General features: G+C 59.5%; 17 protein-coding genes. 11 read left to right on the forward strand and 6 right to left on the reverse strand.

What is annotated here, in order from left to right; translation table 11 throughout:
• Window positions 1-63 precede the first annotated feature (63 nt).
• Complete coding sequence (locus tag J3P93_RS22630; RefSeq protein WP_434592097.1) at window positions 64-690, forward strand: helix-turn-helix transcriptional regulator; 627 nt, start codon at window positions 64-66, stop codon at window positions 688-690.
• Between the two features lie 107 nt (window positions 691-797).
• On the opposite strand, the gene J3P93_RS22635 is transcribed toward J3P93_RS22630, so the two are convergent.
• The 6 genes from J3P93_RS22635 to J3P93_RS22660 form a co-directional block, all read right to left on the reverse strand.
• A complete protein-coding gene (locus J3P93_RS22635; protein ID WP_434592100.1) occupies window positions 798-1,574 on the reverse strand; it encodes an ABC transporter substrate-binding protein in 777 nt (258 codons plus the stop codon).
• Window positions 1,575-1,837: 263 nt separating this feature from the next.
• Window positions 1,838-2,290 (reverse strand): molybdopterin synthase catalytic subunit MoaE, encoded by a 453-nt coding sequence (gene moaE, locus J3P93_RS22640; RefSeq protein ID WP_434592103.1) that lies wholly within the window; start codon window positions 2,288-2,290, stop codon window positions 1,838-1,840.
• A 3-nt stretch (window positions 2,291-2,293) separates the two neighbouring features.
• Window positions 2,294-2,536: a MoaD/ThiS family protein gene (locus tag J3P93_RS22645; RefSeq protein ID WP_434592106.1), complete on the reverse strand. Its 243-nt coding sequence runs from the start codon at window positions 2,534-2,536 to the stop codon at window positions 2,294-2,296.
• Entirely contained in the window at window positions 2,533-3,006 is a 474-nt protein-coding gene (gene moaC, locus J3P93_RS22650) for a cyclic pyranopterin monophosphate synthase MoaC (protein ID WP_281877459.1), read from the reverse strand. Before moaC ends, J3P93_RS22645 begins: the two co-directional genes overlap by 4 nt.
• Before the next feature lie 237 nt (window positions 3,007-3,243).
• The gene (locus J3P93_RS22655) at window positions 3,244-4,638 is read right to left on the reverse strand and encodes a PhoH family protein (RefSeq protein ID WP_434592110.1); all 1,395 of its coding nucleotides are present in this window, start codon (window positions 4,636-4,638) and stop codon (window positions 3,244-3,246) included.
• Between the two features lie 337 nt (window positions 4,639-4,975).
• Window positions 4,976-6,100 carry a polysaccharide deacetylase family protein gene (locus J3P93_RS22660; RefSeq protein ID WP_434592113.1) on the reverse strand — a complete coding sequence of 375 codons (1,125 nt, stop codon included), beginning with the start codon at window positions 6,098-6,100 and terminating at the stop codon, window positions 4,976-4,978.
• A gap of 224 nt (window positions 6,101-6,324) precedes the next feature.
• Between J3P93_RS22660 and yaaA the strand changes: the two genes are divergently transcribed.
• The 10 genes from yaaA (at window position 6,325) to J3P93_RS22710 (ending at window position 20,990) form a co-directional block, all read left to right on the forward strand.
• Window positions 6,325-7,104: a peroxide stress protein YaaA gene (gene yaaA, locus J3P93_RS22665; protein ID WP_434592115.1), complete on the forward strand. Its 780-nt coding sequence runs from the start codon at window positions 6,325-6,327 to the stop codon at window positions 7,102-7,104.
• Window positions 7,105-7,913: 809 nt separating this feature from the next.
• The gene (locus tag J3P93_RS22670; protein WP_016771595.1) at window positions 7,914-9,230 is read left to right on the forward strand and encodes a nucleotide sugar dehydrogenase; all 1,317 of its coding nucleotides are present in this window, start codon (window positions 7,914-7,916) and stop codon (window positions 9,228-9,230) included.
• A gap of 99 nt (window positions 9,231-9,329) precedes the next feature.
• The gene (alg8, locus tag J3P93_RS22675) at window positions 9,330-10,811 is read left to right on the forward strand and encodes a mannuronan synthase (protein ID WP_172833293.1); all 1,482 of its coding nucleotides are present in this window, start codon (window positions 9,330-9,332) and stop codon (window positions 10,809-10,811) included.
• 35 nt (window positions 10,812-10,846) lie between these two features.
• Window positions 10,847-12,016, forward strand: a complete 1,170-nt coding sequence (locus tag J3P93_RS22680; protein WP_090281864.1) for an alginate biosynthesis protein Alg44 — start codon at window positions 10,847-10,849, stop codon at window positions 12,014-12,016.
• A gap of 9 nt (window positions 12,017-12,025) precedes the next feature.
• On the forward strand, window positions 12,026-13,531 hold the full coding sequence (algK, locus tag J3P93_RS22685; RefSeq protein ID WP_434592119.1) for an alginate biosynthesis TPR repeat lipoprotein AlgK: 1,506 nt from the start codon (window positions 12,026-12,028) through the stop codon (window positions 13,529-13,531).
• Window positions 13,528-15,009 (forward strand): alginate export family protein, encoded by a 1,482-nt coding sequence (locus J3P93_RS22690; RefSeq protein WP_206415459.1) that lies wholly within the window; start codon window positions 13,528-13,530, stop codon window positions 15,007-15,009. Before algK ends, J3P93_RS22690 begins: the two co-directional genes overlap by 4 nt.
• Before the next feature lie 26 nt (window positions 15,010-15,035).
• Window positions 15,036-16,622, forward strand: coding sequence for a mannuronan 5-epimerase AlgG (algG, locus tag J3P93_RS22695; RefSeq protein WP_434592122.1), 1,587 nt, complete (start codon window positions 15,036-15,038; stop codon window positions 16,620-16,622).
• 11 nt (window positions 16,623-16,633) lie between these two features.
• Window positions 16,634-18,100: an alginate O-acetyltransferase gene (locus tag J3P93_RS22700; protein ID WP_434592125.1), complete on the forward strand. Its 1,467-nt coding sequence runs from the start codon at window positions 16,634-16,636 to the stop codon at window positions 18,098-18,100.
• An 8-nt stretch (window positions 18,101-18,108) separates the two neighbouring features.
• A complete protein-coding gene (locus J3P93_RS22705) occupies window positions 18,109-19,233 on the forward strand; it encodes a mannuronate-specific alginate lyase (protein ID WP_434592128.1) in 1,125 nt (374 codons plus the stop codon).
• Window positions 19,234-19,424: 191 nt separating this feature from the next.
• Complete coding sequence (locus J3P93_RS22710) at window positions 19,425-20,990, forward strand: MBOAT family O-acyltransferase (protein ID WP_090281859.1); 1,566 nt, start codon at window positions 19,425-19,427, stop codon at window positions 20,988-20,990.
• The last annotated feature ends 9 nt before the right edge of the window (window positions 20,991-20,999 follow it).

Below are 20,999 nucleotides of genomic sequence, written 5' to 3' on the forward strand. Positions count from 1 at the left end.
TGCGGCACACTCCCTGCGCCTCCTGATCACGGAGGCGTTGACGCTGCCTGGAGCTCCACTGTCATGACCGCCCCCGAATTCGACCCGGCGCTGGATAACTTCCGTGCCATCGCCGATGCCATCGCCACGCTGTTTTTCCCCCACGCCGAAGTGGTGCTGCATGACCTGCGCACGCAAAAGGTCGACTACATCGCCAACAACCTGTCAAAACGCGAAATCGGCGACGATTCGTCACTGGAAGACATGCTCAGCGAGGATGTCAGCGATCGCAACATCGGCCCGTACGAAAAGCTCAATTGGGACGGTCAGAAGATCCGCAGCCTGAGCAGCGTCCTGCGCGACAGCGAAGGCGCACCGCTGGCGGTGCTGTGCATCAACCTGAATATTTCATTGTTCGAAAATGCCAAGGCAGCGCTCGACCTGTTCCTCTCGCCGAGCAAACTGATCCCGCAACCGGACGCCCTGTTTCGCGATGACTGGCAGGAACGCATCAACACCTTCCTGCATGCCTGGCTGCGCGAACGCCAGTTGAGCCTGAATGTGCTGAACCGCGATCACAAACGTGAACTGGTGCTGGCGCTGCACGCCGAGGGCGCGTTCAAGGGCAAGAGTGCCTCGAATTATGTGGCCAATGTGCTGAATATGGGGCGGGCGACGGTGTACAAGCATTTGAAGGAAGTGAAGGGTTAGAGATTTACATTGGCAATCCGGCCCCATCGCTGGCAAGCCAGCTCCCACAGGGGTTTTGTGGCGCGCACAAATCCTGTGGGAGCTGGCTTGCCAGCGATAGCGGACTATCAATCGCCGTAGATATCAACTTTGAAATACTTCTCGGAAATCTTCTGATACTCGCCACTCGCACGAATGCCATCAATGGCTCCGTTCAACTGGCTGACCAGTTCTGAATTGCCCTTGCGCACCGCGATCCCCGCGCCTTCACCAACATACTTCGGGTCCTTCAGTTCAGGTCCGACAAACGCATAGCCCTTGCCGCGCGGCATCGACAGAAAGTCATTCAACGGAATGGTGTCGGCAAAGATCGCATCGAGCCGCCCTGCCGCGAGATCCATGTAGATCTCTTCGTTGTTGCTGTAACGCTTGACGTTAACGCCCTTGGGCTCGAATACCTCGGTGGCAAACCGGTCAGTGGTGGTCGCGCGCTGGACGCCGACGTTCTTGCCCTTGAGGCTGGCGTACTGATCATCGACGCTAGCGCCTTCTTTCATCACCAGACGCGAAGAAGTGAAGTAATACTTGTGAGTGAAATCCACTGACTTCTTGCGATCTTCGTTGATGGTCATCGACGACAGCGCCATGTCGATCTTCTTCACTTTCAACGACGGAATCAGCCCGTCGAACTCACCCTCGACCCACACACATTTGACCTTCATCTGTGCGCACAGCGCATTGCCGATGTCGTAGTCGAACCCGACGATTTCCCCCTTGTCGGTTTTCGAGGCGAATGGTGGGTAGGCGGCTTCGATGCCGATGCGCAGGGTTCTCTCGGCGGCAAAGGTGCTGGCGCAGGCCAACAGACTGAGGGCCAGACCGGTGATGAGGGGGAGTTTCTTCATGTTCGTTCTCTCGCGGGGTTGTTGTTGGTTTGGCAAGAAAGAGCTGAAACGGAGGCGATGCTTTTTTGTACTTATAAATCCATATTGGACTTACACGTACATATCGTCAATTAAAGAAAGGAGAGATTTTGGGTGTTGCAGATGGCCCCATCGCTGGCAAGCCAGCTCCCACAGTTTCAGCGGTGCGCAAAAAATATGTGCACGCTGCAAAACCCTGTGGGAGCTGGCTTGCCAGCGATGACTGAGTGAAGAACACTACAGGACTACTTTTTCCAGCGATCCGCAGCCGCATGATCACTGTCGCGCCCTTCCACCCAGCGCGGGCCGTCGCTGGTGTTTTCTTTCTTCCAGAACGGCGCGCGGGTTTTCAGGTAGTCCATGACGAAGGCGCAGGCGTCGAAGGCGGCCTGGCGATGGGCGCTGGCGGCGCCGACGAAGACGATCGGCTCGCCCGGCTCCAGCGCGCCGATGCGATGCAGCACTTCCAGCTTGAGCAGTGGCCAGCGCTGTTCGGCTTCGACGGCGATCTTGTCCAAGGCTTTTTCGGTCATGCCCGGATAGTGCTCGAGAAACATCCCCGCGACATCGAGCCCGTCGTTGAAGTCGCGCACATAGCCGACAAAACTCACCACCGCACCGACGCCGACGTTGGCCGCGTGCATCGCATTGACTTCAATACCCGGATCGAACGGCATGGCCTGCACGCGAATCGCCATGGCTCAGCCTCCGGTCACGGTGGGGAAAAACGCCACTTCGTCGCCATCGACTACCGGTTCGTCGAGCTGGCAGAGGTCTTCGTTGCGGGCGCACATCAGGTTCTGCTCGCGCAACACCTCGAAGCCGTCACGTTGTGCCAACAGACTGCGCACGTCATCGACCGTAGCAAAATCGCCTTCAACCTTTACCGAATCGACGCCCAGCGCTTCCCGATAACGGGCGAAAAACTTCACGGTCAGGTTCATGGCTGCTCAGCCTGAAAGTGGCCGCTCTTGCCGCCAACCTTCTCCAGCAGACGCACGCTTTCGATGGTCATGCCGCGGTCCACGGCCTTGCACATGTCATAGATGGTCAGGGCGGCGACGCTGGCGGCGGTCAGCGCTTCCATCTCGACGCCGGTCTGCCCGGAGAGCTTGCAGCGGGCAACAATGCGCACGCTGTCTACACCTTCGGCGCTCAGCTCGACCTTGACGCCGGTGAGCATCAGCGGATGGCACAGCGGAATCAGATCGCTGGTTTTCTTCGCCGCCTGAATGCCGGCGATGCGCGCCACGGCAAACACATCCCCCTTGGGATGACCGCCGCTGACGATCATCTGCAGGGTTTCGGGGAGCATGCGCACCAGCGCTTGGGCCGTCGCTTCACGGAACGTCACGGCTTTTTCGGTGACGTCGACCATGTTGGCGCGACCTTGGGAATCGAGATGAGTCAGCACGGAATTACTCCTGATCAGGAGCGTGGATTGTAAACCCGTGGGTCAGATATCCGCGAGCGCGATTACCGCCTCACCCTAAATCCCTGTAGGAGTGAGCCTGCTCGCGATAGCGGTATGACATTCAACATTCATGTTGGCTGATGCACCGCTATCGCGAGCAGGCTCACTCCTACATTTGGTTTTGTGTTCGGCATAAAAAACGGGCGGCTTTTGGGCCGCCCGGTTGTGGGTGATGGGTTACAAATGCGATTCGGCGTATTCAGCCAGAATCGAGCGAGGCACCCCTTGCAGGGTGATGTGTACACCGTTGGGGAAATCCTTGAAGCGTTCGGTCAGGTAGGTCAGCCCGGAGCTGGTCGCGGACAGGTAAGGGGTATCGATCTGTGCGAGGTTGCCCAGGCACACCACTTTCGAACCGGCGCCGGCACGGGTGATGATGGTTTTCATCTGATGTGGCGTGAGGTTCTGGCATTCGTCGATCAGGATCAGGCTCTGCTGGAAGCTGCGACCGCGAATGTAGTTGAGCGATTTGAACTGCAACGGCACTTTGCTGAGGATGTAATCGACGCTGCCATGGGTGTTTTCGTCATCCATGTGCAAGGCTTCGAGGTTGTCGGTGATGGCGCCCAGCCAAGGCTCCATTTTTTCCGCTTCGGTGCCGGGCAGGAAGCCGATTTCCTGGTCCAGGCCCTGCACGCTGCGGGTGGCGATGATGCGCCGGTAGCGCTTGCTGACCATGGTCTGCTCGATCGCCGCGGCCAGGGCCAGAATGGTTTTACCGGAACCGGCAGCGCCGGACAGATTGACCAGGTGAATGTCGGGGTCGAGCAGCGCATAAAGTGCCAGGCTTTGGTAGATGTCGCGTGGCTTAAGCCCCCAGGCCTCTTGGTGCAGCAGCGGTTCCTGATGCAGATCGAGAATCAGCAGCTTGGCCTCGTCGATCTCCTTGATCCAGCCGACGAACCCCTGTTCGTCGATGATGAACTCGTTGATGTGCACTGCCGGCAGGTTGTCGATCAGTTGCACTTGATGCCAGGTGCGGCCGTGATCCTGGCGGGTGTCGACCTTGCTCACGCGGTCCCAGAACGAGCCGGTCATGGTGTGGTAGCCGTTGGGCAGCAGGGACACGTCATCGACCAGTTGGTCGGTGCTGTAATCCTCGGCATCGATGCCGCAGGCGCGCGCCTTGAGGCGCATGTTGATGTCTTTGGTGACCAGCACCACCGGTTTGTGCGGGTCGCGGGCGTGCAGGTCGATCAGTTGGTTGATGATTTTGTTGTCGTTCAGGTGCTCGGGCAGAATCAGGTTCGATTCGGCCTGCTTGCTCATCAGAATTGACAGCAAGCCCTTCGGTCCACCCTTGCCGCGCTGGATCGGCACACCCAGTTCAACGTCTTCGGGTGACGCATCGCCCAGGGTCTTGTCGATCAGCCGGATGGCCTGGCGGCATTCGGCGGCAACGCTGTGGTGCCCGCTCTTGAGCTTGTCGAGTTCTTCGAGCACGGTCATCGGGATGGCAACGTGGTGTTCTTCGAAATTCAGCAGGGCGTTTGGATCGTGAATCAATACGTTGGTATCGAGTACATACAGGATTGGCTGGTTGGAGGAAGGGCTACGTCCGTGATCATCCATACTCGGTCACCTATGTCAGAGCCAGTAGACGCAATACCTGAGCGGTGCTGCGCCTCGAAGTGACTGCCGAAATCTCACCTGCGGAGATTCAAGTGACTGCAAACAAACGGGTCTTGGAAGACGCCACCTGTGTTGCAGGTTTCGGCGGTCTGTCTTCGTAATACTCCAAAACCGATGACATAAAAAAGTACTTTGACGGTTTTTTTAAGTTTATTTTGCAGAGTGACGAAAAGCCCTTGGCGGACTCGCCAGACACCGCTAAAGTCGGAAGTCCGCCAGCATCGAATCCCTTCGAAAAATCAGCCCAAGCCCAATGTTTTCGGGCCCTTTGGCGTTTTCATCGAAACGCGTCCTGACAGTCTTCCCAGCCGATGCCGCTTTGCGCGGTTTGCGTGATCAGCCACGGCAACGAGGTCTTCACCGCATCCTGCTTCATGTTGAAATTGATCACTCCGTGGCGCCACAACAGCATCAGGGTCAGGACTCGCTGCGCGCTCGCCGCGCCTCTGAGTCGGCCGGCGCCGTCCTGAGCGTCCATGTCCCACAGCGCCACTTGCAGGCCCTGGGCATTGAAGAAGCCTTGTGCATCGCTGCGGCGCTGGCCTTCCGGCGGGCGGAACAGCGGTACGTAGTTCTCCGGCAACTTGCTCTTCACCAGATCGGCACTGCGCCGCACCGAATCCTGCCAGTCCTGCCAGTGGCTGTGAGAGCGAAACTCCCAGCCTTGCACGCCTACGCACTGGGTCGAAAAACTCGCTTGCAGGCTGCTGACCGAACGATCGGCCAGCCGCGCCTGAATATCCTTGCCCAATACGAAGAACGTGCCGCTCATATTGGATTTGCGCAGGTACTCGGTGAGCCAGTCGGTGTTGTCCGGTTGGACGTTGGCGGCGCTGTCGAAGGTCAGCAGAAACAGGCGATCGTGCATGTCGTCGCCGTTGCGCTCATAGTCGCCGAAACGATCGACTTCGCTGCTGGTCTGCGGAAACAGCGCAGCCTTGCGCAGCAGTTCATACAGATATTGCAGATGGAAGATCCGGCTCGGTTCGGCCCACTTGGTGTAATAGCTGTCGTCGCTGACCACAAACTTGGCGGCTTGCTCACGCAGGGTCGGCAGGTCTTCGACGAGGAAGCAGAACGAGGCGTCCTGGTCGCAGCTTTGCTGGGCATGGTTGTAGTTGGTGAGCAGGCGTTGCCACAGGCGCTGGCGCAGCTGGTTGACCGCATCGATATTCACCGTGCGCAGGCCGAGGCGCTGGGCCAGTGCGGCCTCGTCGATCGACTCGGTGCCGAGCAGGCCACGGGCAAACATGAGGATTTCTGCGCGTGACGCGACGTCGAACAGGGTCGGACTGCTGAGCTGCTCCGGCCAGGTCGTGCGATCCAGCGTCGCCGGATCACCGGGCGCCGCGACGGCAGCGACACTCAGCAGCCAGGCGGTGAATAAAAGAACAATGCGCAAGGGGACGTCTCCATAACAAAACCCGCGCGGCACTATAGCTGATGTGCATGGTTCAAGGTCGCTACCCTCACCCCAGCCCTCTCCCAAAGGGAGAGGGCTGGGGTGAGGGAAAGATCCACCAGCCGTCGCAAATCCCGGCCCTTGCACCGACCTATAACCCCCATAGCTGGAGTCAACCCCGCCAACCCCCTAGAATCGCCCCCACGATTAAAGGAGACGACTTCATGCTGATGGTGATTTCCCCCGCCAAGACCCTCGATTACGAAACACCGCCGGCGACCCAGCGCTTTACCCAGCCGCAATACCTGGACCACTCCCAGGAGCTGATCCAGCAATTGCGCGAGCTGAGCCCGGCGCAAATCAGCGAGCTGATGCACGTATCCGACAAGATCGGCGGGCTCAATGCCGCGCGTTTCGGTAGCTGGACGCCGGCCTTCACGCCAGAGAATGCCAAGCAGGCATTGCTCGCTTTCAAAGGCGACGTCTACACCGGTCTGGACGCGCAATCCTTCGGCGAAGCTGATTTCGATTACGCGCAGAAACACCTGCGCATGCTCTCGGGCCTTTACGGCCTGCTGCGCCCCCTCGACCTGATGCAAGCCTATCGCCTGGAAATGGGCACCAAACTGGCCAACGCCCGGGGCAAAGACCTGTATGCCTTCTGGGGCACACGCATCAGCGAATGGCTCAACGAAGCGCTGGCTGAACAAGGCGATGATGTGCTGCTCAACCTCGCTTCCAACGAGTACTTCTCGGCCGTCAAACGCACCGCCCTGAATGCGCGGATCATCAATACCGAGTTCAAGGATCAGAAGAACGGTCAGTACAAAATCATCAGTTTCTACGCGAAAAAGGCCCGCGGTCTGATGAGCCGTTTCGTGATCCAGGAAAAGATCAACGATCCAGCGCAGCTCAAGCACTTCGATGTGCAGGGCTATCGCTTCAGTGCCGAGCAGTCGAAACCCGACAATCTGGTGTTTCTGCGAGATCACGCCCCGGAATAAAGCATGCCCAATGCACGACTCTTTTCATCCAGAGTCGTGCACCTCGCACGATGTCAGAAACTTCCCGCCGCATTTCGCCGGTTTAATGGCGCCAAAAAAATACCCCTGTCTTTTCTAAGATTTCTTTCACTCGACACTCGTCAGTTTTTTCAGTAGTGGCACCTAAATTTTTTTGCAGTAGTGGCACAAAACTATCTAGCGCGCTTAAAGCCCCAGAACTAAAGGGCGAAATCGCTAGTGCTATCAAATTGAAAGCAGTGCCATCTTTACCAATATTTCAAAAAATTTCAGATGGCACGATGAGCGGACAGGAACTATGTCCAAATGCGTAGCTCATACCACCGGTAACGATTCTCGGCGAGTTTGTACGAGATAACTTACGCAGAGCAGATAGCCATGTAACCAAGTTGTCACAGCAACTTGACTAGATGACTAACCGATCTGAAAACGAAACGATGGACAGGCGATACGCACCATTGATATCCCCTGCAAAGGCCATGGTCGTATCCTTTAAACGTGCTCGCCTGAGCACTGAACCGCTTGATTTACAAGGATTTTCATCTCCGCATCAAGCGCGCAAGACGATTGCACAAGAGTCTTCAGAAAGAAGATCCGCTGCATAACAGGGCAAGTCATAACAATAAGGCCTGGTTGCGCACATCTTGAGTGCACTTATTTAGACACTCGAAACTTAGTATGCCTGCACACGGCATTGTGGCGCCTGTAAGCCACACTTTCGAGTGCACTAGTGTCCGCTGAACACCATTAACTCCGGCCTCTAAGGCCTGATATATACAGAGGTAATTGCGATGCGCATCAGCATATTTGGTTTGGGTTACGTTGGCGCAGTATGTGCCGGTTGCCTGTCTGCACGGGGCCATGACGTAGTTGGCGTCGATGTTGCCAAAGACAAGATCGACATGATCAACGCCGGTAAATCGCCGATCGTTGAACCGGGTCTGGGCGAACTTCTACAACAGGGAATCCAGACCGGTCGTCTGCGCGGCACGACCAACTTCGCCGAAGCCATTCGCGACACCGACCTGTCGATGATCTGCGTCGGTACACCGAGCAAAAAAAACGGCGACCTGGAACTCAACTACATCGAAGCGGTATGCCGCGAGATCGGGTTTGTTCTGCGTGAAAAAACCACCCGTCACACCATCGTCGTGCGCAGCACCGTTCTGCCGGGCACCGTGGCCAACGTGGTAATCCCCATTCTCGAAGACTGCTCGGGCAAGAAAGCCGGCGTCGACTTCGGCGTTGCGGTCAACCCTGAGTTCCTGCGCGAATCCACTGCAATCGCTGACTACGATCAGCCACCGATGACGGTCATCGGCGAGTTCGACACCGCCTCCGGTGACGTTCTGCAATCGCTGTACGAAGAACTCGACGCACCGATCATCCGCAAGGACATCGCCGTTGCCGAAATGATCAAGTACACCTGCAACGTCTGGCACGCGACCAAAGTGACCTTCGCCAACGAGATCGGCAACATCGCCAAAGCGGTCGGCGTCGATGGCCGTGAAGTGATGGAAGTGGTCTGCCAGGACAAGACCCTCAACCTGTCCCAGTACTACATGCGTCCAGGCTTCGCCTTCGGCGGCTCGTGCCTGCCAAAAGACGTCCGCGCCCTGACCTACCGCGCCGGTTCCCTGGACGTCGAAGCGCCGCTGCTCAACTCGCTGATGCGCAGTAACGAATCGCAAGTGCAGAACGCTTTCGACATCGTTGAAAGCCATGAAAAACGCAAAGTCGCCCTGCTCGGTCTGAGCTTCAAGGCCGGCACCGACGACCTGCGCGAAAGCCCGCTGGTCGAACTGGCCGAAATGCTGATCGGCAAGGGTTACGACCTGAGCATCTACGACAGCAACGTCGAATACGCTCGTGTTCACGGCGCGAACAAAGACTACATCGAGTCGAAAATCCCGCACGTATCGTCCCTGCTCAACTCGGACTTCGATTCGGTGATCGACAACTCCGACGTGATCATCCTCGGCAACCGCGACGAGAAATTCCGTTCGCTGGCCCAGGAAGCGCCGCAGGGCAAGCAAGTCATCGACCTGGTGGGCTTCATGTCCAAGGCCACCAGCGCCGGTAGCCGCACCGAAGGTATTTGCTGGTAACGCAGCGCCAAGCGACAAGCGTCGAGCTGCAAGTCAACGCGATTGGCTTGCAGCTTGAAGCTTGCAACTTGCGGCTTCCCTTACCTTCGGATGACGGTTATGACCAAGCTCAAACATTTTTTTCTGCAATCAGCCGGCTGGCTTTTTTATCTCAGTCTGCTGATGGGCCTGGCCTTGATGCTGCCCACGTCCACATTCGACTCCGAGTCGAAGGACTTCATTTTCCTGATTGGCGCCGTGGGTATCTGGCGCTACTCGATGGGTGCAACGCACTTTGTGCGCGGCATGATTTTTCTCTACATCGTCTACCCGCATCTGCGCCGCAAAGTGCGCAAGCTGGGCAAGGCCGCCGATCCATCGCATGTGTTTCTGATGGTCACCAGTTTCCGTATTGACGCGCTGACTACCGCGCAGGTCTACAGCTCGGTGATCCGCGAAGCCATCGATTGCGATCTGCCGACCACCATCGTCTGCTCGATCGTGGAGATGTCCGACGAGCTGCTGGTCAAGGCGCTGTGGGCACGGATGAATCCGCCGGAGCGGGTCAAGCTCGATTTCGTGCGCATTCCCGGCACCGGCAAGCGTGATGGTCTGGCCTTCGGTTTCCGCGCGATCTCCCGTCACCTGCCGGACGATCGTGCCGTCGTGGCCGTGATCGACGGCGACACCGTGCTCGGCGAAGGCGTCGTGCGCAAGACCGTGCCGTGGTTCCAGCTGTTCGGCAACGTCGGCGGCCTGACCACCAACGAATTCTGCGAAGTGCGCGGCGGCTACATCATGAGCGAGTGGCACAAGCTGCGCTTCGCCCAGCGCCACATCAACATGTGCTCGATGGCCTTGTCCAAGCGCGTACTGACCATGACCGGTCGTATGTCGGTGTTCAAAGCGTCCGTGGTGACCAACCCGGAATTCATCGCCGACGTTGAAAGCGACTCGCTGCAACACTGGCGCCTGGGCCGCTTCAAATTCCTGACCGGTGACGACAAGTCGAGCTGGTTCAGCCTGATGCGCCTGGGTTACGACACCTTCTACGTGCCGGACGCCGCGATCAACACCGTTGAGCATCCGCCGGAAAAGAGCTTCATCAAGGCCAGCCGCAAGCTGATGTTCCGCTGGTACGGCAACAACCTGCGGCAGAACTCGCGTGCACTGGGCCTGGGTATCCGTCGTCTCGGCGCGTTCACTTCGGTGGTGCTGTTTGACCAGCGTGTGTCGATGTGGACGTCCCTGCTCGGTCTGACCGTGGCGCTGATCGCCAGCTTCAAGTACGGCACCGCGTTCATCCTCGTGTACCTGCTGTGGATCGGCATCACCCGCCTGATCCTGACGCTGTTGCTGTCGTGTTCCGGCCACCGCATCGGCCCGGCTTACCCGGCGATTCTGTATTACAACCAGATCGTTGGTGCGCTGGTGAAGATCTACGTGTTTTTCCGCCTCGACCAACAATCGTGGACTCGCCAGCCCACTTCCCTGACCCGTGACCTCGCCAGCTTTCAACGTTGGTTCAACACCTGGTCGTCTCGGACCATGACCTTCTCCGCCGGCAGCATTTTTGTCGCCGTGCTGCTGATGATGGTCTGACCCGCTCCTATTGAATTAACAAGGAAATCGCCCCTATGAATACCGCCGTCAACGTCAACGTAGTGCATGAATCCGAAGCCCAGCGCCAGCACGCTCGCGTGAAAATCCCGGCCAAGCTGCGTTTCTTCGGCCCTGACCGGACTCCGGTCGAAGCGCGGGTTTTGGACCTGTCGGCTGGCGGTCTGGCGTTCAACGCCGGGCAGATGCCGCTGACCATCGGCGAGGTGTACAAGGCGCGTCTGCAATTTGTCATCGACAACCTCGGCCTGGCCATGGACGTTGAACTGCAGGTGCGTTCCTTCGATCGCGCCACTGGCCGCGCCGGTTGCCAGTTCCAGAACCTCGAGCCGCAGGACATCTCCACCCTGCGTCACCTGATCACGTCGCACCTGGCCGGCGACATCGTCAGCATCGGCGAAGTGCTGGCGACCCTGCAGCGCGACAACTTCACCAAGGCGCGCAAGAACAAGAGCAACGACACCGGCATGACCGCGTTCGGCCGTCTGAAAGCGGTGACGTTCAGCGCCGGTATTTTCGCTGTCGGTCTGGTCGCAGCCGGTTTCATCTTCAAATCGGTGTATGGCATGTACTTCGTCAGCCACGCCCAGGCCGGTCTGGTCAGCGTGCCGGGCATGAACATCACCATGCCGCGCGATGGCACCGTGCAAAGCCTGGTCAAATCCGACGGCGTTGCCGCCAAAGGCGCGCCGCTGGCGACCTTCAGCACCAGCATGCTCGACGTGCTCAAGGGCCATCTGGCCGAAGACCAACTGGCCCCGGCCAAGGTTGAAGAACTGTTCGGCAAGCAGATGACCGGCACCCTGACTTCGCCATGCGATTGCACCGTGGCCCAGCAACTGGTCGCCGACGGTCAGTACGCGAGCAAGGGTGACGTGATCTTCCAATTGGTGCCGCGCAACACCCAGGCCACCGTTGATGCGCGCTTCTCCTATCGCCAGTTCGGCGACGTGCGCCCTGGGACGCCAGTGAGCTTCCAGATCGCCGGCGAAGACAAGACCCGCACCGGCAAGATCGTCAGCAGCACCAGCCTGAAGAGCGCCGACCTGTCCTCGGACATCCGCGTGCAGATCCAGCCTGACGAGCCGCTCGACAGCAGCTTCGCCGGCCGCCCGGTGGAAGTGAACAGCGACCGTGGCCCGAACCTGAACTGGCTGATCGACAAAGCCATGGCTGCCGGTCTTTAAGTCGAGGACATGCCTGTGACTACGCATAATTTGAACACGCCTCCGACCCTGTGGGAGCGAGCCTGCTCGCGATGGGATCGCCGCGGTTTGTCTGATGTACCGAGTCGCTTGCATCGCGAGCAGGCTCACTCCTACAAGGGAACGGTGTGTGCCCTGGCATTGGCGGTGAGTCTGGCCGGTTGCGCCGGTCTGCCCGATCAGCGTCTGGCTAACGAAGCGCTCAAGCGTGGCGATACTGCCACCGCTGCGCAGAACTACCAGCAACTGGCCGACTTGGGCTACAGCGAGGCGCAAGTCGGCCTGGCCGATATCCAGGTCGACAGCCGCGACCCGGCACAAATGAAACAGGCCGAAGCGACCTATCGCGCCGCGGCCAGCGTGTCGCCGCGTGCCCAGGCCCGTCTCGGTCGTCTGCTGGTGGCCAAACCGGGCTCGACGGAAGCCGAGCACCACGAAGCCGAAAGCCTGCTGAAAAAAGCCGCCGCCAATGGCGAAGGCAATACGTTGATCCCGCTGGCGATGCTGTATCTGCAATACCCGCACAGCTTCCCCAACATCAACGCCCAGCAGCAGATCGATCAGTGGCGCAAGGCCGGTTACCCGGAAGCCGGTCTGGCCCAGGTGCTGCTGTATCGCACCCAGGGCACCTACGACCAGCATCTGGATGACGTGGAAAAAATCTGCAAGGCCGCGCTCAACACCACCGATATCTGCTACGTCGAACTGGCCACCGTTTACCAGAAACGTGGCCAGCCGGACCAACAGGCCGAGCTGATCAAGCAGATGCAGGCCGGTTACAGCCGTGGCACCGTCACCGCCCAGCGCGTTGATTCGGTCGCCCGCGTACTCGCCGATTCGACCCTGGGCAAGACCGACGAGAAAACTGCGCAGTCGCTGCTCGAGCCGATCGCTCCGGGCTACCCGGCTGCGTGGGTCAGCCTCGCGCAATTGCTCTACGACTTCCCGGAACTGGGCGACGTCGATCAGATGATGAAGTACCTGGACAACGGCCGCGCCGCCGACCAGCCGCGCGCCGAGCTGTTGCTGGGCAAGGTCTACTACGAAGGCAAACTGGTCCCGGCCGACGCGAAAGTCGCCGAGGAACATTTCCAGAAAGCCGTGGGCCGTGAAGTCGCCGCCGATTACTACCTCGGCCAGATCTATCGCCGTGGCTACCTGGGCAAGGTCTATCCGCAGAAGGCCCTCGATCATTTGCTGACCGCTGCGCGCAACGGCCAAAACAGTGCCGACTTCGCCATCGCTCAACTGTTTTCCCAAGGCAAGGGCACCAAGCCCGATCCGCTCAACGCGTACGTCTTCAGCCAACTGGCCAAGGCGCAAAACACTCCGCAAGCCGCTGAGCTGGCAGCGACCCTCGAGGCGCAGCTGCCGCCCGAGCGTCTGCCTGAAGCTCGCCGCCTGCTGCAACAAGAGCAAGCCAGCCGTGGCTCGCTGAACCCGAACACGCTGCAACTGCACGCCCTGCAAGAAGAAGACGGCGAGGAAAAACTATGAAGCTGAACCCATTCGTGAAGGCCGGCATTGGCCTCACTTTCGCGCTGATCTGGTCTTGCCCGACACTGGCCGCGATGACTGAAAGCAAGAACTTCGGCCTGGAAGTGAAACTCACCGGCCAGTCCGAAGACGACCGCGACCTCGGCACCGCCCGTGGCGGCGACGTCAACGGCGTCGGCCTCGACCTGCGTCCGTGGATCTACGGCGAAAGCGGCGCGTGGAGCGCCTACGCCATGGGCCAGGCCGTGACCTCGACCGACATCATCGAGACCGACACCCTGCAACAATCCGACGGTGCGCAAACCACCGACAGCGGTGATCGCGAAACCAAGAAAAACTACCTGGCGATGCGCGAATTCTGGGTCGGCTACAGCGGCTTCACGCCCTACCCTGGCGAGATCCTCAAGTTCGGTCGCCAGCGTCTGCGCAATGACGACGGCCAATGGCGCGACACCAACATCGAAGCGCTGAACTGGACCTTCGACACCACCCTGCTGCGTGCCAACGCCGGTGTGGCCGAGCGCTTCAGCGAATACCGCACCGACCTGAAAGAGCTGGCGCCCAAAGACAAGGATCGCCTGCACGCCTACGCCGACGCCGCTTACCAGTGGACGCCGGGCCAGTGGGTCGGCATTCGCGGTCACCACACCCACGATGACGGCAAGCTCGATTACGCCGAACCGGGTGTAGCGCGTGATTCGCTGGACAAGACCGAGAACGGCGACATCAGCTGGATCGGCCTGACCGCTGACAGCGATGCCTACAACTGGCGCAACACCAACACCGTCAACTACTGGGGCAGCATCACTGGCATGAGCGGCGACCGCGACACGGTCAACGCGCTGAATGCCGATGGCACGCGCCCGGCGCAAGCCAAGCGCAGTGACGACATCAGCGGCTGGGCGGCCGATGTCGGCGTGCGTCTGCGCCTCGATCCGCAGTGGCAAGTCGGCGGCGCCTATGCCCGCGCCAGCGCCGATTACGAACAGAACGGCCTGGAGAGCAACCGCTCCAACTACACCGGTACTCGCTCGCGTGTACACCGTTTCGGTGAAGCGTTCCGCGGTGAAATGAACAACATGCAGACCGCGACCCTGTTCGGTTCGTGGATGGTCAACGACGAATACGACGCCAGCCTGATCTACCACAAGTTCTGGCGTGTCGACGGCAACAAGCCAGTGGGCAGCAACGGCATCAACGCCGTGGAAAACAACACCGACGACGTCACCGGCGCGATCCTTTCCAGCACCTCGCTGCCGCTTGAAGACGGCAACAAGGACCTGGGTCAGGAGATGGACCTGGTCGTCACCAAGTACTTCAAGCAAGGCCTGTTGCCGGCGGCGCTGAGCCAGTCGATCGACGAACCTTCGGCGCTGGTGCGATTCCGTGGCGGTGTGTTCAAGCCGGGTGATGCCTATGGCAGCCAGGTCGATTCGTACATGCACCGCGCATTCATCGACGTGATCTGGCGCTTCTGATGCAAACCGCCAAGGGAGTGCCCGACATGATCAGCACCAGAACAGGCTCACTCAGCCTGCTGGCCGGCGCGATGCTGCTGGCCAGCGCTGGCGCCTTTGCCAACGTGGAACCGGTCGCGCCCCAGGCGGGCAAGCCGGCCACGGTGACCAAGGAGCTGCAACAGGCCAAGACCTACACCGTCAGCAGCGCGCCGACCGAGGCGCTGCAACTGGCCAAACCGACCCTGCCTGACCTTTCCGGTTTCACCGCCGAAGCCGCTGCGGCGAAGATCGTGCGCAGCAAGCCGGGCAAGATCAGCGTGCGCCGGATGATGCAGGAAAACGCCCTGAAGGACTTCATCGGCGGCGATAACAAGATGGCCGAATGGGTGGTGCGTCAGCACGGTATCCCGCAAGCGATCTTCATCGACGACGGCTACATGAACCTCAAGGATCTGGCGAAGAAACTGCCCAAGCAGTACTTCAGCGAGACCGCGCCGGGCGTGTACCTGGCCAGACTGCCAATTGTGGTCGGCGAGAAAGGCATCCTCGAAATCGACGGTCAGACCCAGGAACTGCGTCTGTCCCAGGAGGCCGGTTCGTTCCTGGTCAACGACGGCAAGCTGTTCGTCAGTGACACCAAAGTCACTGGCTGGCGCGAGAAAGACAACGGCCCGGCAACCTTCCGTTCGCCGAAGGAATTCCGCCCGTTCCTGCTCGCTTGGGGCGGCACGCAGACCTACATCGTCAATAGCAAGATGGCCAGCTTCGGCTACGCCAACAGTAAGTCGTACGGCGTGAGTATTTCCCAGTACACGCCGAACATGGCCAAGGTCCTCAAGCGCCCAGAGCCGACCGGCTGGATCGTCGGCTCCGAGTTCTCGGACATGTGGTACGGCTTCTACTGCTACGAAACCAGTGACTTTGTGGTCAAGGGCAACACCTACAAAGACAACATCGTCTACGGCATCGACCCGCACGACCGTTCGCACCGGCTGATCATTGCCGAGAACACCGTGTACGGCACGAAGAAGAAGCACGGGATCATTATTTCCCGTGAGGTCAACGACAGCTTCATCTTCAACAACAAGAGCTACGACAACAAGTTGTCGGGCCTGGTGATCGACCGTAACAGCATCAACAACATCATTGCCTACAACGAGATCTACAAGAACCACACCGACGGCATCACGCTCTATGAGTCGGCCGACAACCTGTTGTGGGGCAACAAGGTCATCAGCAACCGGCGTCACGGCATCCGTATTCGTAACAGCGTGAACATTCGCCTCTACGAAAACATCGCCATGGCCAACGGCCTGACCGGCGTCTACGGGCACATCAAGGACCTGACCGACACCGACCGTGACATCAAGCTCGACCCGTTCGATGCCCAGGTCTCGCTGATCGTCGTCGGCGGCGAACTGGCGGCCAATGGCAGCGGCCCGCTGTCGATCGATTCGCCGTTGAGTGTCGAGTTGTATCGCGTGTCGATGCTAGCGCCGACCAAATCCAGCGGCATCAGCTTCAACGGCATCCTCGGCGAGCGCCAGGATGAAATTCTCGACTTGCTGGTGCGCCAGCAGAAAGCCGTGCTGATCGACCCTGTCGAACGCCAGACCGAAATGCGGGACTGAGGATAATTTTTATGCACCCACACATGATCAAACTGCTCAGCCTCTCGGCCCTGACCCTTGGCATTCTCGCCGCCGGCAACGCGCGTGCCGACGCTGGCAGTGAAACTGCCGCGCCGCCGAAATTCACCGCCGAGCCATGCTGCAACCTGTGCCCGGCCGCCCATGACGCGAAGAACTACACCACGCGTTATCAGCAGAACTTCACCACACTGGTGCAGGCCCAGGGCGACTGGCTGTTCCGGACCCAGGAAGACCTGCGCACCGAGTTCAACACCACGCCGGCCGGCTACAAGCGCCTGCAACAACTGCACGATGCGTTCAAGAGCAAAGGCGTCGAGCTGGTGATCGTTTACCAGCCGACCCGTGGCCTGGTGAACCGCAACAAGCTCAACCCGCAGGAAAAAGCCGCGTTCGATTACGAGAAGGCGCTGGGCAACTACAAGACCATGCTCGGCCGTTTCGCGCAGATGGGTTATGTGGTGCCGGACCTGTCGCCACTGACCAACGAATCGCTGCCGGACACCCTGCCCGCCCACGATTTCTACTTCCGTGGCGACCAGCACTGGACGCCATACGGCGCCCAGCGCACGGCGAAAATCGTCGCCGAGAAGGTCAAGCAGATCCCGGCCTTCGCCGACATTCCCAAGCGTGAGTTCGAGACCAAGAAGTCAGGACGCATGGGCAAGACCGGCACCCTGCACAACATGGCCGGGCAACTGTGCGGCACCAGCTACGCGATCCAGTACATGGACCAGTTCACCACCGAGCCGAAAGGTGAGGCAGGTGACGGCGATCTGTTCGGCGATTCCGGCAATCCGCAGATCACCCTGGTCGGCACCTCGCACAGCGGCAAGAACTACAACTTCGCCGGGTTCCTCGAAGAAGCCATCGGCGCTGACATTCTCAACGTCGCCTTCCCCGGCGGCGGTTTCGAGGGTTCGATGCTGCAATACCTCGGCAGCGAGGAATTCCAGAAGTCGCCACCGAAAATCCTCATCTGGGAATTCTCGCCGCTGTATCGCCTCGACCAGGAAACCATCTATCGCCAGATGATGGCCTTGCTCGATAACGGCTGCGAAGGCAAAGACGCACAGATGACCGGCAGCGCCACGCTGAAGCCGGGCAGCAAACAGGAACTGATGGTGAACAGCAAGAACCTGAACCTGCAGAACGCCAACCATCAGGTCGACATCCGCTTCGCCGACACCTCGGTGAAAACCCTGCAAGCCACCCTCTGGTACATGAACGGTCGCCACGAGGACATCAAGATCGAGAAACCGGAAACCTCCGACACCGACGGTCGTTTCGCCTTTGAGCTGCGCACGGACGAGGACTGGGCTTCGCAAAACCTGCTGGCCGTTGAAGTCCAGGGGCCTGAAGCCAAGCCCGGCGCCGCGCCACAAAAAGTCGAAGCGAAAATCTGCAAACGCAACATATTCCCGGGCGCCGGTCAACAGACCGCGCAGCTTGGGCAATGAGGTCTGCTATGCGAAATCGAACGATCAAACACCTGCTCGCGCCTTCCCTGCTGACCCTGGCGATGTTCGCCGGGGCCACCCAGGCCGCCGCGCCACTGCGTCCGCCACAGGGCTACTTCGCCCCGGTGGATAAATTCAAGAGCGGCGACAAAAGCGACGGTTGCGACGCGATGCCGGCGCCGTACACCGGGCCGCTGCAATTTCGCAGCAAGTACGAAGGTTCGGACAAGGCCCGCGCGACGCTGAACGTGCAGTCGGAAAAAGCCTTTCGCGACACCACCAAAGACATCACCACCCTGGAGCGCGGCACCGCCAAGCGCGTCATGCAGTTCATGCGCGATGGTCGTCCGGAACAGCTCGAATGCACGCTGAACTGGCTGACCGCGTGGGCCAAGGCCGATGCGTTGATGTCCAAGGACTTCAACCACACCGGCAAGTCGATGCGCAAATGGGCGCTGGGCAGCATGGCGTCTTCGTACATTCGCCTGAAGTTCTCCGACTCGCATCCACTCGCGCAGCATCAGCAGGAAGCGCAGTTGATCGAGGCGTGGTTCAGCAAAATGGCCGATCAGGTTGTCAGCGACTGGGACAACCTGCCGCTGGAAAAAACCAACAACCACTCGTACTGGGCCGCCTGGTCGGTGATGGCAACTTCAGTCGCGACCAACCGCCGCGACCTGTTCGACTGGGCTGTGAAGGAATACAAGGTCGGCGTCAATCAGGTCGATGCCGACGGCTACCTGCCCAACGAGCTCAAGCGCCAGCAACGCGCCCTCGCCTATCACAACTATGCCCTGCCGCCGCTGGCGATGATCGCCAGTTTCGCCCAGGTCAACGGGGTCGATCTGCGTCAGGAAAACAATTCAGCGCTCAAGCGTCTGGGTGATCGAGTGTTGTCCGGGGTGAAAGATCCGGATGAGTTCGAAGAGAAGAACGGCAAAGAGCAGGACATGACCGACCTGAAAGAGGACATGAAATTCGCCTGGCTCGAACCGTTCTGCACGCTCTACACCTGCACGCCGGATGTGATCGAGAAGAAACGCGACATGCAACCGTTCAAGACCTTCCGCCTCGGCGGCGACTTGACCAAGGTCTACGACCCGTCCCACGAAAAGGGCAATAAAGGCAGTTAGTCGCTGATCGTTCCCACGCTCTGCGTGGGAATGCAGCACGGGACGCTCTGCGTCCCAAAGCGTGACGCAGAGCGTCACAAGAGGCATTCCCACGCAGAGCGTGGGAACGATCATACAACCACCCGGTTTTACATGGGGGGTTTGGGGGGGCTTTGGCCCTTGACTGTTGGTTCAAACATGGAGAGATCGGGATGGTATTTTCATCCAACGTGTTCCTGTTTCTGTTCTTGCCGATCTTTCTCGGCTTGTACTACTTGAGCGGGCAACGCTATCGCAACCTGCTGCTGCTGATCGCCAGCTACGTGTTCTACGCCTGGTGGCGTGTGGACTTCCTTGCGCTGTTCGCGGCCGTCACGCTGTGGAACTACTGGATCGGCCTGAAAGTCGGCGCCGCCGGCGTCAGGACCAAACCGGCCCAGCGCTGGCTGCTGCTCGGCGTGGCTGTCGACCTGTGCATTCTCGGCTACTTCAAGTACGCCAACTTCGGTGTCGACAGCATCAACGCGATGATGACGTCGGTGGGTCTGGAGCCGTTCATCCTCACGCACGTGCTGTTGCCGATCGGTATTTCGTTCTACATCTTCGAATCGATCAGCTACATCATCGACGTGTACCGTGGTGACACTCCGGCGACGCGCAACCTGATCGACTTCGCAGCGTTCGTGGCGATCTTCCCGCACCTGATTGCCGGCCCGGTGCTGCGCTTCCGCGATCTGGCCGACCAGTTCAACAACCGTACGCACACCCTCGACAAATTCTCCGAGGGCTGCACCCGGTTCATGCAGGGTTTCATCAAGAAAGTCTTCATCGCCGACACCCTCGCGGTGGTTGCCGATCACTGCTTCGCCCTGCAGAACCCGACCACGGGTGATGCCTGGCTTGGCGCGCTGGCGTACACCGCGCAGTTGTACTTCGACTTCTCCGGTTACAGCGACATGGCCATCGGTCTGGGCTTGATGATGGGTTTCCGCTTCATGGAAAACTTCAAACAGCCGTACATCAGCCAGTCGATCACCGAGTTCTGGCGCCGCTGGCACATCAGCCTGTCGACCTGGCTGCGTGACTATCTGTACATCACCCTCGGCGGTAACCGTAAAGGCACGCTGATGACCTATCGCAACCTGTTCCTGACCATGCTCCTGGGTGGTCTGTGGCACGGCGCGAACATCACTTACATCATCTGGGGCGCCTGGCACGGCATGTGGCTGGCGATCGAAAAAGCGCTGGGCCTGAACACTTCGCCGCGCAGCCTCAACCCGATCCGCTGGGCACTGACTTTCCTGCTGGTGGTGATGGGCTGGGTGATCTTCCGTGCCGAGAACCTGCACGTTGCCGGGCGCATGTACGGCGCGATGTTCAGCTTCGGCGACTGGTCGCTGTCGGAACTCAACCAGGCCAGCCTGACCGGCCTGCAAGTGGCGACTCTGGTGGTGGCTTACGTGACGCTGGCGTTCTTTGGCCTGCGTGATCTGTACACCAACCAGCCACCGGCCAAGACCAAACCTGCGGTCAACGTCGAGGCCGATGGTCCTGCGACTGCCACGCCTGGAATGATCAAGGCAGCGCCTGGCGAAAACCCGGCGAGCATCCATGAACCTGGCTACACCGTCGGCGTCGAAGCCCAGGTGCAACCGGCCTACTGGACCGCGGACTGGTCGCGCTACGTGATGCGCGGGCTGATTCTGCTGCTGTTCATTGCCTCGATTCTCAAACTCTCGGCGCAAAGCTTCTCGCCGTTCCTTTACTTCCAGTTCTGAGGGATCTGA

The organism is Pseudomonas sp. R3-57 (genome assembly GCF_051132065.1).
GTDB lineage: Bacteria > Pseudomonadota > Gammaproteobacteria > Pseudomonadales > Pseudomonadaceae > Aquipseudomonas.

Coding starts and splice junctions, on each gene's coding strand:
- J3P93_RS22655 (WP_434592110.1), bottom strand. CDS start 4,638: ATGGATGATCACGGACGTAGCCCTTCCTCCAACCAGCCAATCCTGTAT.
- J3P93_RS22630 (WP_434592097.1), top strand. CDS start 64: ATGACCGCCCCCGAATTCGACCCGGCGCTGGATAACTTCCGTGCCATC.
- algK (WP_434592119.1), top strand. CDS start 12,026: ATGCCTGTGACTACGCATAATTTGAACACGCCTCCGACCCTGTGGGAG.
- J3P93_RS22705 (WP_434592128.1), top strand. CDS start 18,109: ATGCGAAATCGAACGATCAAACACCTGCTCGCGCCTTCCCTGCTGACC.
- algG (WP_434592122.1), top strand. CDS start 15,036: ATGATCAGCACCAGAACAGGCTCACTCAGCCTGCTGGCCGGCGCGATG.
- alg8 (WP_172833293.1), top strand. CDS start 9,330: ATGACCAAGCTCAAACATTTTTTTCTGCAATCAGCCGGCTGGCTTTTT.
- J3P93_RS22645 (WP_434592106.1), bottom strand. CDS start 2,536: ATGAACCTGACCGTGAAGTTTTTCGCCCGTTATCGGGAAGCGCTGGGC.
- J3P93_RS22680 (WP_090281864.1), top strand. CDS start 10,847: ATGAATACCGCCGTCAACGTCAACGTAGTGCATGAATCCGAAGCCCAG.
- yaaA (WP_434592115.1), top strand. CDS start 6,325: ATGCTGATGGTGATTTCCCCCGCCAAGACCCTCGATTACGAAACACCG.
- J3P93_RS22690 (WP_206415459.1), top strand. CDS start 13,528: ATGAAGCTGAACCCATTCGTGAAGGCCGGCATTGGCCTCACTTTCGCG.
- moaE (WP_434592103.1), bottom strand. CDS start 2,290: ATGGCGATTCGCGTGCAGGCCATGCCGTTCGATCCGGGTATTGAAGTC.
- J3P93_RS22670 (WP_016771595.1), top strand. CDS start 7,914: ATGCGCATCAGCATATTTGGTTTGGGTTACGTTGGCGCAGTATGTGCC.
- J3P93_RS22635 (WP_434592100.1), bottom strand. CDS start 1,574: ATGAAGAAACTCCCCCTCATCACCGGTCTGGCCCTCAGTCTGTTGGCC.
- J3P93_RS22710 (WP_090281859.1), top strand. CDS start 19,425: ATGGTATTTTCATCCAACGTGTTCCTGTTTCTGTTCTTGCCGATCTTT.
- J3P93_RS22700 (WP_434592125.1), top strand. CDS start 16,634: ATGCACCCACACATGATCAAACTGCTCAGCCTCTCGGCCCTGACCCTT.